Below are 12,907 nucleotides of genomic sequence, written 5' to 3'. Positions count from 1 at the left end.
AACTATGAACTTTGAAGCATTAGTAAAACATATCAGCACGATACAGAACACGTTGCAGGCACAAGCCGCACACGCTGTAAACCTTGCCCTTACTTCCCGTAACTGGCTTATGGGGTGCTATATCGTGGAGTTTGAGCAGAACGGAGAAGACCGTGCCGCCTACGGTGAACAATTGTTGAAAAAACTGGAACAACGACTGAAAACAAAAGGTCTGAATGAACGTAGATTCCGTGAATTTAGGCGGCTGTACCTCGTTTATCCACAACTAAAAGAACCTGTTACACAACACATTGCATCACAAATTCAAATTCGGCAGTCATTGACCGCCGAATTCACTGAACCAATTCGGCGGTTGGTGACCGCCGAATCTGAAAATGGCGTTTGGAAACTATCAACAGAATACCCACAAACCGAAACGTGGATGATTCCGGCTGATAGATTATTCAACAGATTATCTTCCACCCATTTAAATACCATATCGGGAATTGAGAACCCGGTAAAACGTGCTTTCTATGAAATGGAAACCATGCGTGGCTGCTGGTCTGTAAAGGAGTTAGAGCGACAAATCGCATCTTTATATTACGAACGTAGCGGACTATCCAAAAACAAAGAAGCCCTCTCCGCTTTAGTCCAGCAACAAGCAACCTTATTACAACCTAAAGATGTTATCAATACCCCTGTTACTTTGGAGTTCTTAGGGTTGAATGAACGTGCATTAGTGACGGAAAACGATTTGGAACAATCCATTCTTGACAACTTGCAACGCTTCCTATTGGAAATGGGACATGGCTTCTGCTTTGAAGCCCGGCAAAAACGCATCTTGATTGATGAAGATTATTTCTTTGCCGACCTTGTGTTCTATCATCGTATCTTGAAATGTCATGTTATTGTAGAATTGAAGATAGACAAGTTCCACCATGAGTATGCTTCGCAACTAAATATGTATCTGAACTATTTCAAAGCGGAAGTGATGCAGCCGGATGATAATCCACCTATCGGTATTCTGCTTTGCACTGAAAAGGGAGATACATTAGTAAAGTATGCCACTGCCGGATTAGACCCGAATATCTTTGTACAAAAGTACATGATAGAACTTCCAAGCGAGGAAGAAATAAAAGCATTCATCGCTTCCTCAAATTACTAACCTGTCATCAAAAATAATACTGGCGAGAAGAAAAATACTGTTTTTCTTTTCGCCAGCACGTATATTTTGCTGCTAATAGAAAAAGGTTTAATCCGTTTTGGATATATAAACAAAAGTACAAACTAAACTTATAGAACTTGATATGTATAAGAAGTCCAATTTTGTTTGATATAATCCACCTTGCAATTCTCCGTAACGATATAATCTATTTCAGCCAAAGAAGCAAAGGGGTAATTCCGTGCTGTATTTAGTTTTTCACCCGACACAAGGACAACTCGCTTGCCACCTTGTTTTATCATGCAACGTTTTATAACGGCTTCTTCCCTATCTGCTGTGGTCAAACCTTTCTGTGGATGAATATCACTTACCCCTATGACAACCCAATCAGGATAAACAGACTGTATCATTTGAAAGACCGACACACCAACTGTCACTTGTGAGGGAGAAAACACCCTACCCCCTAAAAGAATTAAATCGACATTCGGATAGCTGGAGAGTTCGTTAGCAATGGGTAAAGAATTTGTATATATCGTAAACTTCTTGTCTTTAGGCAATTGTCGCACAACTTCTAAATTAGATGTACCTCCGTCTATCAATATCACATCTCCTTCTTTGAATAGAGGAACTAATTTAGCCGCCATTTCTTGTTTGATGAGAGTGGCTGTATTTAACCTTTCCGAAAACTGTATGGAAATGCCAGATTTGGCGATTGCACCTCCATGTACTTTGGTAAGTAATCCCTGATTTTCCAACTCTACCAAGTCTCTTCTCAATGTATCATCAGAAATATTTAATTCTGCACTCAAATCGGTAACAAAGATTCGGTTATCCTTGTTTATTCGGTCAATTATATACCTATGTCTTTCTTCTTTCAGCATAATCCTGCATCGTTAATGTTGCATATTTCCGCAAATATACTTATCTTCAAACAAAAAAATCAGTATTTTGTGATGTTTTTAAATATAAAATGCGGATTTATGCAACATTGTATGTTCTTGAGGATAAAATACAAAGAACTGGCAGAAAAACCGCATTCATTCTAATTCTCCATTTGCTGGTTTCTTAGAAAAAAACAGTTAAACAATATTAATATAAGAACAATGTTTGCAACAACTCTTTCACTCCTTTTACGCATCCTATCCAATCCGATAGGAAACGTGTTTCAAAAGAAACTGACTGAAAAACAAAATCATCCGTTATTGGTCAATTTTCTGACTTTTTTCATCTTAAGTATTTTTTGCATTATCCCGGCATGGCAGTTGGATTGGAAACAAGTTTCCAACTATAGTTGGTATTATGGAGCCGTAGCCGGAATATTTGGTGCAGTAGGCAATGGGCTTTTAGTAAAAGCCTTGCAAGGGGGAGATTTGTCCATCTTAGGACCTATCAATTCCTACAAATCAGTAGTGGGTATCTTGATAGGTATTATCTTTTTGCATGAAATTCCTAACATTTGGGGAATTATCGGCATTGTTCTCATTATTTATGGTAGTTACTTTGTACTGGATACTATGGAAGAACATTTTTCTTGGGCTTTACTGAGAAATAAAGAGATACAATACCGCATTTGGGCAATGATATTGACAGCTATCGAAGCCATATTTATAAAAAAGGTGATTCTTTATTCCTCCACTACGATTTCTTTTTTCTTTTGGTGTTGGTTCGGAGCATTTTTTTCTTTTGTACTCTTATTCTGTTTCAAAGTTCATTTTCCAAAAGAATTGAAGAAGATAAAGTATAGCCATTTACCAATGTACGGTTTGTTGGTTTTATGTATTGGAACGATGCAATATACTACTAATTATGTTTTCTCACATATGAATGTAGGTTACGCCTTAGCCTTATTCCAATTATCCACTATAGTAAGTATTATCTTAGGGTATAAGATATTCAAAGAACAGAATATTAAAAAGAAACTGTTAGGTGCAATAGTGATGGTTGTTGGTTCAATAGTTATTATTATGCTAAACTAATGCAATTAGTTTTTATCATTCAAAGTAAGTATCAAAAACCTGCAATACACAGAAAGAAAAAGAAGTGAATCTGAAAAGCCGGAATGGTGAATGTGCTTCATCCGTCCCGGCTTTCCCCGTTTATGGCTTGCCCAACTTATCGGCTTCCTCCTTTAGCTGTTCGGCTTGCTCGTTCAACAGCCTTGCACGTTCCAGTGCTTCCGCCTGCTTTTGGCTGCGGTATTCAAAATCCATCACGGAATCGGTCAAACTTCGGATAAAGCCGTTATCCCGTTGCCATTTGAACTTGTTTTCCAGCATATCAAAAGTTTCTCCGTCTGCCTGTCCTTGCATCAGCAAATAGCGGTATTTCATATCGTTGTCCTGCAACTGCTGCATACGTTCAGCCAAACGGACATTCAAGAATATGGAAGCGGAACAGATAACCAGCACTGCCGAAAAAAGAAACAATCCCGGACGAATCCAAGAAGCGACCTTGTTGTAAATCCGTTGATAGAGCGGTAAGGGCGCAGCTTCCTCTTTATCCGTCTTGCAAGAGCCCAAAGCATCAATCATTACCTTGAAACAACGGTAGGTTTCCAATACTATTTTCTTGGTGTCCTCGATATGTTTCTGCTGACCCTGCATCCTGTTCCTTATCTCGTCAAGCTGGCTTCGGATAGCCTGCAAATCCTTTTCGGGAATAGCCGGGTTACTGTGCAGTTCCGACAATGCCTGTTCGATTGCGTTCAGTCTTTCGAGAGTTTCCTCCCGACTGGCTGGCGTTACCTGTGCTTCCTGCTTCTCTTTCAGTTCTGTGACCATTGAGAGAAGCCCCTCTAAAATCAAATTTTCCTCCATACGCTTATAACTTTAGTTGTTTTTTCTTTTTTTTCTTCTTCTTTCTCAAAAAGGAATCATCGGGCATTTCATCAGCCGGGGCTGACAAACCGGAAAACAGACCGCCAAAACCTGTTATAAAAGAATTATCCGCTTTGTCGGGTGCTGATACTGATTTCTGAACAGGTGCAGTAACCGTCTGCTTATTGCTTCCGACTGTCGTCTGCCCTACATCCCCAAAACGTTTATCCAGTTTGGAAAAACTGAAATTGCGGTCTATCTCCGAACCCTTGAACGTGTATTCGCCTTTGGAAAAGGAAACGCCTTGTATCTCGTTTGTCTGTCCCTTGTACTTGAACTGGACAGTAATACCCTTTTCCGCTAACCGCTCCTGTAACTGCTGCCAGTTCTTGGACTTCTCGATTTCATTCTTTACAGCGTTGTAAATCTCGTATTTCGATTTGTCCGGCTCTTTCAAGCGGTGCTGCTTCACCTGTTCTTTCCCACCAGCGAAATAAAGCCCGTGCTTGGCTTTCAGCTTCTTGCATACCTGCTCGTTGCGGTACATATCGTTTTTGTCCGAAATGGTCTTGCCGTTGTTGTCTATACGGTTGAACACGATATGCACGTGCGGATGCTCCCGGTCTTGATGGCGCACGATGATATACTGCGTATCGGTGATTTTCATCTCACGCATATATTCCTGCGCAAGCTGTATCATCTTCTCGTCTGTCAATTTGGGCGCATCCACTGCCGAATAGCTTAGCGCAATATGTCCGACCGGCTTTTTCAAGTCGGGATTCATCCCGGTCTGCATACAGAAGCTGCGGATTATATCTCCCCGGCTTTCTGTCAGTACCCCGTCCGCATGGAGCAAAGCCGCCTGTTCCTTGCCCAGTACATAGTTCACGCAGCCCTTAAACCCGCTTCCCTTTTTTATTTTTCCAATCATCCGACAACTGGTTTATAATTTCGACAATCCTGTTTTTGAGTTTCACCAGTTCCACCGCCACCAGTGCGAAACCTCCGGCATTCGCCCGGTGCGCCAACTGGTTGATGTTGTTGGCTTCCCCTGCCAGTTTGCGGATGGTGTCCGCATCCTGCCTGTTCAGCCGGGGTATGACCTCTGCCGAAACAACCGCTTGCCGTACATACTCACTGACACGCAACCCGGCTTCCCCGGCTCGCTTCCTGATGGCGTAATACTGCAACTCGGTCAGCTTCGTGCTGACTACCCGTTGCTGCTTCTCTATCCGTTTCTTTGCCGGACGTCCCCCCGGCTTATCCTTTATATTCGTCATAGGTTTTTACATTTAAATGATATCTTAAAAATTGCGACCAACGGGAGAAATTTTCTTTGCTGTCAAGCAAAGCAAGGTAGTTTCGGTTTACCGAAACATAACCTTGCTCTCCAAATTAAACCGCCTGCCGCTGGTAATCCTGCCGGACTAAATGCCCCTGCCCCTTTTCTGTCTTGGGGCGGCACGTTGTCCGGTTTCCTGCTTTATCGCCTGCGCTTGGCTGGTACTGTTCTTCTGTTCCTGCTTCCTGCCGCACAGGTAATCGTTCAAGTCCGAATAACCCCTATAATTGTCCGAGAAGTCACGCACACGGTAGGAGTATTCCAATTCGATAGCCCGTGTCGCTTCATATCCTGCCTTGTCATTGTCAAGCATACAGTGGATGCGTTCATACGGGTACAGCACGTCAATAGCTTTCGGCACATTGACAGTAGAGTTGAGTATGACATAATCCTGCCTGTCAAGGTCGGGCATGGTCGGACAGTTCTTCATCCGGAGCGTGAGGAAAGAAAGATAGTCCATAAAACCCTCGAATACCAAACACTTCTCTCTCGGCTCTCCCTGCTGCCGTATATGGGTGATGTCTTTCGGGGCGATGCAGCCTTTGAAAAAGGAATTGCGAACCTCGTAACCTCCTGCCATGTTCGGGAAACCGATAGCAAAGAACGGTCTGCCGTTATTGGTAAAATGGAGTTCCTTACATTCTCTTTTTGCCAGTTCGATATTGATACCCCGTCCCTGCAAGTAACGGAGCAATGCCGGATGGGTCAAGTCACGGACTTCCAAATGTTGGAAACTCGGTTCTGTCCTACGCTGGGGAAAAGAAAAACTGACCGGGCGGACGTGCGGTGTCTGTTCCGCTATCCGGTTTAAAAGGTATGGCAGGCTGTCGGAGCAATAGAGTTCCTTTGCCAGTGCAATGATGTTGCCGCCCTTGCCTGCACCAAAGTCATACCAAAGGTTGCGGTCAGTGTTCACCTTGAAAGACGGTTCGTATTCTTCCCTTAACGGTGATTTGTACCATAAGCCGTTGCCCTGCTGCTTGACAGGAGAGTAGCCTAAACTGTGCAGATAGTCTGCGATGGGTATTTGTTTCACATCTTCGATATTCATAACATTTTCTTTTTTTGGGATTAAAAAATAGTTGAAAAGTGCGCCAGTCCTGTTTAGTCCGTTATATATATCCGTACCATACTAAACCTGCCTGTTCCGATACAGGGAAATAGTAAGTCCGTTCCTCTTATATATACACCCGGACTAAACCAAACTGACTTTTAATAATGGAAATCGGGATTATAGCGGTAGCCCTTGCCCTCTTTCACAATCATGCGCTTGTTCACAAGAAACTTGTTAAGTTCCACATGGATATTGCGTCCACGCTTGTAGCCGATACTCGCATAACCCTGTTTCAAGGTCTTTAGGACATTCTCGTAACCATATATAATCTGTTTGCCAAAACCGTTTTCCAAAGCTATCCTGTGTTGTTGCTCCGTCAGTTCTGCCAGTGGAAAGCCCCTGTCTTGGCTGGGCTGCTTGAATACATAACCGTCCACAGCTTCCGGCAATGCGTTGTCATTGATACGGAATGCGAACGGGTCAAACTCCCGGTCACGTATGTGCATCGCCTTTACCTCGCTTATGTTGCCGTCCTGCTGGCTTTTCGTGATTTGCAGGATGGTTTCAGCCTTGTTGTTCAGTTCCGTACCGATATGTCCCCTTGTGTTATCATCCCCCTTGTTCAAATGCAGTACGGTATGGATATGCAGGTTATATCCGCTTGACCAGCGCATCAAGAGGTTGATTAGGTCAGTCGATTCGCTGGGGCTGTTGATGTCATACATCAAGTCACGGATTCCGTCAATGATGAGTAACCCCACATCGGGCATATTTTCAAGCATATAGCCGATAATCTGTTTCCGCTTGTCGGGGGTCTGCTCCCTTAGCACGATGAAAACAAAATCGTCCCTGTCCTTGTCGGTAGGCAGTCCGGCAAGCCGCAAAATACGCTCCATGACCTTATAGCAATGGTATTTGCTCTGCTCGGTATCTACATAGAGGATTTTCCGCTTGTTCGGTGGCAGGTATGCCGAATACTTCAGTACCTCGTCATTCTTCAACGCTGCCGCAACGATAGCGGAAATGTTGAATGTCTTTTTGCTCTTGGCTTTACCCGTGGATGCGCTGAAATTACCCAGCGTGCCAATGGTAGAGCCGTTCACCCAAAGTATTTCGGGCGGCACCTCGTAAGTGTCCGTTACCTTTAGATGAATGGTTTTCCAAAGGGCTGCGAAATCCTCTTTCTGCATGGTGATGTCCTGCCTGGCTTCTGTCGCTTTTCTATTTTCCATAGCCGTTATTTCTTTAGAGGACGGTTAAGGATATACTTCTGCGCTTCCTGCTCTATCTGCGCCTGCGTCTTGACCGGGTTCTGACGTAACCATGCTTCCAATTCCGCTTTCTCAAAATAAAGCATTTTGCCCTGCGGCTTGTAATGGGGTATCAAGTTACCCGAAGTCAGCTTGTACAGGTAACTTTTAGAAAGGTTCAAAAACTTGCTCGCTTCATCGAAGCTAAGCACGTTCTTTGAAAGGAACAACATTTTTTCGAGTTCGGAAACTCTTAACTCTAAATCTCTTTCCATATTGTTTAGGAATTTAGGTGAAACAATATGAAGGTGCGCACCCTCGTTTTTTTGTTAACGGGGGCAAAGTTAAGAGCTTGAAAATGAAGTCTAATTGACCTTTGTTTGAGCGTTCAATCTATGCTCAACCTTTTTGCAGTTGTTTGATGTATTTGTCTATGATTTCATATCCTTTCGGATAGATGTTTTTCGCTTGGTCTGTCGCACTCGACAGGTCAGTACGTGTAAGCGGTTCACCTTTTATCTTCTTCAATATCAGCTTATTGTTTGCTATGACAGACTGCCATTCATAAACGATGTAATTATAACAGCTAAGTTGCATCATAAGATAGGCTAACAGACGGGTATTATTAACTTTCAATACCCCATTCAGTTTGCAGTTGAAAAAATCGGTAAGTATTTTGGCACTGACGGTAGTAGTAAACATATTTGCTTCATTCACACAGTCGGTCAGAAGTTTGATTTCATTGGCTTTCAACGTGGACTTGAAAGGATTGCTTTTGCCCACAATCTTGGTTGGATTAGTATCTGCACTTTCCTCTTTCTCTTTTGGCAAGGCTTGCTCTTGGATGGCAACCGCATCTGTATAGTAATTGCTTTCCTGTTCTTGCAGATAGCGCAAATACTTGGAAAGCACGATAAGATTAACGATAATGGACAAATAGGGAAGCCGCCCATCATAACAGGACGGTTCATGCAAATATGCGTCCATATCAAAATCAGAGCAGCGGAAACCGATATACTTTTTTCTTTCATCAGAATTCAAGTCCTCAAAATAACCGCTTTCCCACAAAAAATCGGGAATATACATATCCAATACAATGTTACGCACGACACGGTATTTTTGTTGGATGGCTACAATATTTTCAGTCACACGGAAAATTTCTTGTCGCAAATAATCCTTTAGCTGGGCTTGCGTCAAATATTCACGTTTTAAAAATAGTGCATCTACTTTAGTTTTATAGTCATGAGCTATACAACTATCTAATATCTTCTGTATTTCTCTGAAATTGGTTTCTATATGATTTTCCATAATCGTGTGCCTTTAAACGTTCTTACTACAAATATAAGGTAAGAATCTCACTTTTCCCGAAAACATCGGCAATAATAAGGAAGAAAAGATAGGATAAGCGTTAAGAAATTATAAAGATATGGGGAAGAAAACTATTAAAGTACACCTTTTCTTTGTATTCGTCATTCAGTACACATTTAGTACGCCCTATAAAAGCAGAAAACCCTGATAATCAGGTGATTATCAGGGTTTATTTGTACCCAGAGCCGGGATCGAACCGGCATGGAAGTGAATCCACTGGTGTTTGAGACCAGCGCGTCTACCAATTCCGCCATCTGGGCATCTCTTGTTTTGAAATGCGTTGCAAAGGTAGGCATATTTTTGAACTTCGCAAGAGTTTTGTCGTTTTTTTTCAAATAATATATGGTGGAAGAATAAATAACAGATTATTTCGTTAGCTTTGTGGTGGATGTATAATTAAAACAGCTATATCATGAAAGATAATTACTGCGTTATCATGGGAGGAGGAATCGGTAGTCGTTTCTGGCCGTTTAGCAGAGAAAGTTATCCGAAACAGTTTCTGGACTTCTTTGGTACCGGTCGGTCGTTATTACAGATGACTTTCGATCGTTTTTCTAAAATTATTCCAACTGAAAATATTTATATCGTAACAAATGAACTGTACGCAAAACTTATCAAGGAACAATTACCCGAATTAAAAGACAATCAGATTTTACTCGAACCTACTCGTCGTAATACGGCTCCTTGTATTGCGTATGCGACTTATCATATAAAAGCATGTAATCCGAATGCAAACATAGTGGTTGCTCCTTCAGATCATCTTATATTGAAGGAAGATATTTTTTTGCGAGATGTGCAGAAAAGTCTGGATTTTGTAAAAGAGAATGAAGCGCTGGTGACATTAGGTATTAAACCGAGCCGTCCGGAGACTGGATATGGCTATATCCAAAGTAGTGATACGATGCTTGGCGATTTTACGAAGGTGAAGACTTTTACGGAGAAACCGAATCTGGAGTTGGCTAAAGTGTTTTACGAAAGCGGAGAATTTTTCTGGAACTCCGGTCTGTTCGTGTGGAACGTGAATACGGTGCTGTCTGCGTTCGAAAAGTTCCTGCCTGAAATAAGCGCTCGTTTTGATCTGGGAAAAGAGAAATTCAACACACCGGAAGAACGTCATTTTATACATGAAAACTTTCCTTATTGCCCTAATATATCAATAGATTATGGTGTGATGGAAAAAGCTGATAACGTATATATGCTTTGTGTGGATTTTGGTTGGGCGGACTTAGGAACCTGGGGATCTTTATTTGATATAGCACATAAAGATGAGAATAATAATGCTGTTCTTAAGAATAATAAGGCCCTGATGTATGAAAGTTCGAATAATGTCGTGGCTTTTGAAAATCCGAACCGTTTGGCTGTAGTGCAAGGTATTAATGACTGTATAATTGCCGAATCGGGAAATGTATTGCTTATCTGCAAGAAAGAAGATGAGCAGCGAATCAAGCAATATGTTGCAGATGCACAGATTAAGTACGGAAAAGAGTTTAATTAAACATAAGTATAAAAATTGCGGGTGAAAAGTGGTCTTTAATTCTAAAGGCCACTTTTTTTCTTTTATGGTTTGTCCGAATAAATCTGTGTTTTATCCGAAATATTTTTCTTTAATCTTGTTATATTAAAAACGGAGAGTCATGAGAAATATGTTTATTATTGCAATATTGCTGATAGGTAGTATTGCTGCTGTAAATGTACAGGGCGAAGTGGTTAACAATTTAAATATACAGGAGAAAAATGTAATGAAGAATCAGAGTGAAATATATTTTGCCGGAGGTTGTTTCTGGGGAACAGAGCATTTTATGAAACAAATAGATGGCGTAACGGCTACGCAAGTAGGGTATGCAAACGGGAATATTGATAATCCTACTTATGAACAGGTCTGTACGGATAAAACGGGCTTTGCAGAGACAGTGAAGGTGAAGTATGATCCGCAAGAAGTGAATTTGAGTCTGTTGATCGATCTTTATTTTAAGACAATTGATCCAACCAGCTTGAATCGTCAGGGAGGCGATCGAGGGTCACAATATAGGACCGGTATTTATTATACGGATGAAGCTGATTCGCCAATTATCCAATCTGCTATTAAAGAGTTATCCAAGAAGTATTCAAAACCTGTACTTGTTGAAGTAAAGCCGTTGAAGAACTTTTATCCGGCAGAAAATTACCATCAGGATTATCTGGATAAACATCCGGACGGTTATTGCCATATTAGTCCTGATCTGTTTGATTTTGCCAGGAAAGCGAATGCTCCTATCTCTTATACAAAGCCGGATGATGCAACACTCCGTAAGAAACTGACAACTGAACAATATGCTGTTACGCAGAAAAATGCAACCGAACCGGCTTTCCATAATGAATATTGGAATGAACACAGGGACGGCATTTATGTAGATATCACAACTGGCGAACCTTTGTTTGTCTCAACAGATAAGTTTGATTCGGGTTGCGGATGGCCTAGCTTCTCCAAACCTATAAAGAAAGATATTATAAAAGAAAATGTGGATACTTCGCACGGTATGGTGCGTACGGAAGTAAGGAGTAAAACGGGTGATGCTCATCTGGGGCATTTGTTTAATGACGGACCTGCCGAATTAGGAGGAATGCGTTACTGCATAAATAGCGCTTCGCTGCGTTTTATTCCGAAGGAGAAGATGAAAGAAGAAGGTTATGCCGGTTACTTATATTTGTTGGGAAAATAATTAACGGGCCTGTAACCACTTTTTGCCCAAATAACGAACAGGATACCAGGCTGCCAGGAGTCCGATAGTTAATACCGTAATAAATACGGTAATAATATCCGTCATTTCCAAACGAACAGGATAAGCGTCGATAATAAAAGCTCCGGCAGTCTGCCCCAGTTTTATTAAACCTAACTCTTGTTGCAACAGGCATAAAATTATACCTATTGTTATGCCTATCAAAGCACCGAATCCTGAAATCATCCAACCTTCAAACAGAAATATGCAGCGGATCAACTTATCGTCTGCTCCCATGTTGCGTAGCGTACGTACGTCTTCTTTCTTCTCGATCATTAACATAGAGAGCGAGCCAACAACGTTAAACAAAGCTATGGCCAGGATAAAACTCAATATCAGAAATGTCATCCATTTTTCTACCTGCATCATCTTGAAAGACGCATCCTGTTGTTCAAAACGGTCTTGAACTTTGAACTTGTCCCCTAATATCTCTTTTATCTGTTTTTTTACGGACGAAAGACTTGCACCATCAATCAGCTTTAGTTCTATGGCTGTAACCTCTTTGTCGTAATGAAATAAATTGCGTGCCAGATCCAGCGAAACAATCATAAGCCCTTCATCATAGATTTGTTGGTTAATGCAGAATACGCCGCCAATATAAGCATACTCTACATTAAAAGAAGCGGCCGGATTAGCCATGTTTACTTTCTCGTCCCGTTTGGGTGCATAAATTTCCATTGGAGATACAAAACCTGCATTAATTCCCAGTGCAGAGGCTAGTCCTATACCTAATGTAGCATAGTCTACGACATCTTCTCTGAGTGCAAATCTTCCGTCTACCAAAACACTGTCTATTCGAGCCAGATTTTCAAACTTATTATCTACTCCTTTAATCACGGCTACATTCTGCCGGTCACGATAACGAACCAAGGCATTGTCTTGTAATACTTCGCTGAAAATCGCAATTTCAGGAAGTGATTTTACCTTTTGTATCTCTTTCGTTGTGGGATCAAAAACTTTTCCTGTATTGGGAGTAATTTTTAATTCCGGATCAAAACTGCTAAATAATGCAGAGACAAGGTCGTTGAACCCGTTATATACAGAAAGAGCACAAACAAGAGCTATAGTAGCTACTACCACACCACAAACCGATACCATCGAAATGATATTGATGGCATTGTGCGATTTCTTCGAGAACAAGTATCTCCGGGCTATATAAAACGGGAAGTTCAAGGTGAAA

Annotated in this window: 13 protein-coding genes and 1 tRNA gene; 4 read left to right on the top strand and 10 right to left on the bottom strand. The window is 41.5% G+C overall.

What is annotated here, in order from left to right; genetic code table 11:
* Positions 1 to 4 precede the first annotated feature (4 nt).
* Positions 5 to 1,144, top strand: a complete 1,140-nt coding sequence (locus C4S38_RS12605; protein ID WP_103984004.1) for a PDDEXK nuclease domain-containing protein — start codon at positions 5 to 7, stop codon at positions 1,142 to 1,144.
* A 128-nt stretch (positions 1,145 to 1,272) separates the two neighbouring features.
* Here C4S38_RS12605 and C4S38_RS12600 read toward each other — a convergent pair whose 3' ends face one another.
* Complete coding sequence (locus tag C4S38_RS12600; RefSeq protein ID WP_103984003.1) at positions 1,273 to 2,022, bottom strand: DeoR/GlpR family DNA-binding transcription regulator; 750 nt, start codon at positions 2,020 to 2,022, stop codon at positions 1,273 to 1,275.
* A 222-nt stretch (positions 2,023 to 2,244) separates the two neighbouring features.
* Between C4S38_RS12600 and C4S38_RS12595 the strand changes: the two genes are divergently transcribed.
* Positions 2,245 to 3,117, top strand: coding sequence for an EamA family transporter (locus C4S38_RS12595; RefSeq protein WP_103984002.1), 873 nt, complete (start codon positions 2,245 to 2,247; stop codon positions 3,115 to 3,117).
* A gap of 120 nt (positions 3,118 to 3,237) precedes the next feature.
* Here C4S38_RS12595 and C4S38_RS12590 read toward each other — a convergent pair whose 3' ends face one another.
* The 8 genes from C4S38_RS12590 to C4S38_RS12555 all read right to left on the bottom strand — a co-directional run bounded on the left by C4S38_RS12590 (position 3,238) and on the right by C4S38_RS12555 (position 9,231).
* Positions 3,238 to 3,957, bottom strand: coding sequence for a hypothetical protein (locus C4S38_RS12590; RefSeq protein WP_103984001.1), 720 nt, complete (start codon positions 3,955 to 3,957; stop codon positions 3,238 to 3,240).
* Positions 3,958 to 3,961: 4 nt separating this feature from the next.
* A complete protein-coding gene (locus tag C4S38_RS12585) occupies positions 3,962 to 4,888 on the bottom strand; it encodes a relaxase/mobilization nuclease domain-containing protein (RefSeq protein WP_103984000.1) in 927 nt (308 codons plus the stop codon).
* Positions 4,854 to 5,237, bottom strand: coding sequence for a MobC family plasmid mobilization relaxosome protein (locus C4S38_RS12580; RefSeq protein ID WP_004310825.1), 384 nt, complete (start codon positions 5,235 to 5,237; stop codon positions 4,854 to 4,856). Before C4S38_RS12580 ends, C4S38_RS12585 begins: the two co-directional genes overlap by 35 nt.
* A gap of 147 nt (positions 5,238 to 5,384) precedes the next feature.
* Complete coding sequence (locus C4S38_RS12575; RefSeq protein WP_103983999.1) at positions 5,385 to 6,350, bottom strand: toprim domain-containing protein; 966 nt, start codon at positions 6,348 to 6,350, stop codon at positions 5,385 to 5,387.
* 161 nt (positions 6,351 to 6,511) lie between these two features.
* Positions 6,512 to 7,585 (bottom strand): P-loop NTPase family protein, encoded by a 1,074-nt coding sequence (locus C4S38_RS12570; protein ID WP_103983998.1) that lies wholly within the window; start codon positions 7,583 to 7,585, stop codon positions 6,512 to 6,514.
* 5 nt (positions 7,586 to 7,590) lie between these two features.
* Positions 7,591 to 7,878, bottom strand: coding sequence for a helix-turn-helix domain-containing protein (locus tag C4S38_RS12565; RefSeq protein WP_004310673.1), 288 nt, complete (start codon positions 7,876 to 7,878; stop codon positions 7,591 to 7,593).
* Positions 7,879 to 8,002: 124 nt separating this feature from the next.
* Positions 8,003 to 8,911 carry a hypothetical protein gene (locus tag C4S38_RS12560; protein ID WP_103983997.1) on the bottom strand — a complete coding sequence of 303 codons (909 nt, stop codon included), beginning with the start codon at positions 8,909 to 8,911 and terminating at the stop codon, positions 8,003 to 8,005.
* Between the two features lie 236 nt (positions 8,912 to 9,147).
* Positions 9,148 to 9,231, bottom strand: a tRNA-Leu gene (locus C4S38_RS12555).
* A gap of 152 nt (positions 9,232 to 9,383) precedes the next feature.
* Between C4S38_RS12555 and C4S38_RS12550 the strand changes: the two genes are divergently transcribed.
* Both C4S38_RS12550 and msrB read left to right on the top strand, forming a co-directional pair.
* Positions 9,384 to 10,466, top strand: coding sequence for a mannose-1-phosphate guanylyltransferase (locus C4S38_RS12550; protein WP_099463773.1), 1,083 nt, complete (start codon positions 9,384 to 9,386; stop codon positions 10,464 to 10,466).
* A 139-nt stretch (positions 10,467 to 10,605) separates the two neighbouring features.
* Positions 10,606 to 11,670 carry a peptide-methionine (R)-S-oxide reductase MsrB gene (gene msrB / locus C4S38_RS12545; protein WP_103983996.1) on the top strand — a complete coding sequence of 355 codons (1,065 nt, stop codon included), beginning with the start codon at positions 10,606 to 10,608 and terminating at the stop codon, positions 11,668 to 11,670.
* Here the strand turns inward: msrB and C4S38_RS12540 are convergent, their stop codons facing one another.
* Entirely contained in the window at positions 11,671 to 12,900 is a 1,230-nt protein-coding gene (locus tag C4S38_RS12540) for an FtsX-like permease family protein (RefSeq protein ID WP_103983995.1), read from the bottom strand.
* Positions 12,901 to 12,907: the final 7 nt, after the last annotated feature.

Source organism: Parabacteroides chinchillae (genome assembly GCF_900108035.1).
Taxonomy (GTDB): Bacteria; Bacteroidota; Bacteroidia; order Bacteroidales; family Tannerellaceae; genus Parabacteroides; species Parabacteroides chinchillae.
The sequence above is the reverse complement of the archived record's forward strand: the minus strand, read 5'-3'. Positions and strand labels throughout refer to the sequence as shown.

What these genes read in the sequence shown, in the direction of transcription:
- C4S38_RS12605 (WP_103984004.1), top strand. Translation starts at nt 5, where the DNA reads ATGAACTTTGAAGCATTAGTAAAACATATCAGCACGATACAGAACACG.
- C4S38_RS12600 (WP_103984003.1), bottom strand. Translation starts at nt 2,022, where the DNA reads ATGCTGAAAGAAGAAAGACATAGGTATATAATTGACCGAATAAACAAG.
- C4S38_RS12595 (WP_103984002.1), top strand. Translation starts at nt 2,245, where the DNA reads ATGTTTGCAACAACTCTTTCACTCCTTTTACGCATCCTATCCAATCCG.
- C4S38_RS12590 (WP_103984001.1), bottom strand. Translation starts at nt 3,957, where the DNA reads ATGGAGGAAAATTTGATTTTAGAGGGGCTTCTCTCAATGGTCACAGAA.
- C4S38_RS12585 (WP_103984000.1), bottom strand. Translation starts at nt 4,888, where the DNA reads ATGATTGGAAAAATAAAAAAGGGAAGCGGGTTTAAGGGCTGCGTGAAC.
- C4S38_RS12580 (WP_004310825.1), bottom strand. Translation starts at nt 5,237, where the DNA reads ATGACGAATATAAAGGATAAGCCGGGGGGACGTCCGGCAAAGAAACGG.
- C4S38_RS12575 (WP_103983999.1), bottom strand. Translation starts at nt 6,350, where the DNA reads ATGAATATCGAAGATGTGAAACAAATACCCATCGCAGACTATCTGCAC.
- C4S38_RS12570 (WP_103983998.1), bottom strand. Translation starts at nt 7,585, where the DNA reads ATGGAAAATAGAAAAGCGACAGAAGCCAGGCAGGACATCACCATGCAG.
- C4S38_RS12565 (WP_004310673.1), bottom strand. Translation starts at nt 7,878, where the DNA reads ATGGAAAGAGATTTAGAGTTAAGAGTTTCCGAACTCGAAAAAATGTTG.
- C4S38_RS12560 (WP_103983997.1), bottom strand. Translation starts at nt 8,911, where the DNA reads ATGGAAAATCATATAGAAACCAATTTCAGAGAAATACAGAAGATATTA.
- C4S38_RS12550 (WP_099463773.1), top strand. Translation starts at nt 9,384, where the DNA reads ATGAAAGATAATTACTGCGTTATCATGGGAGGAGGAATCGGTAGTCGT.
- msrB (WP_103983996.1), top strand. Translation starts at nt 10,606, where the DNA reads ATGAGAAATATGTTTATTATTGCAATATTGCTGATAGGTAGTATTGCT.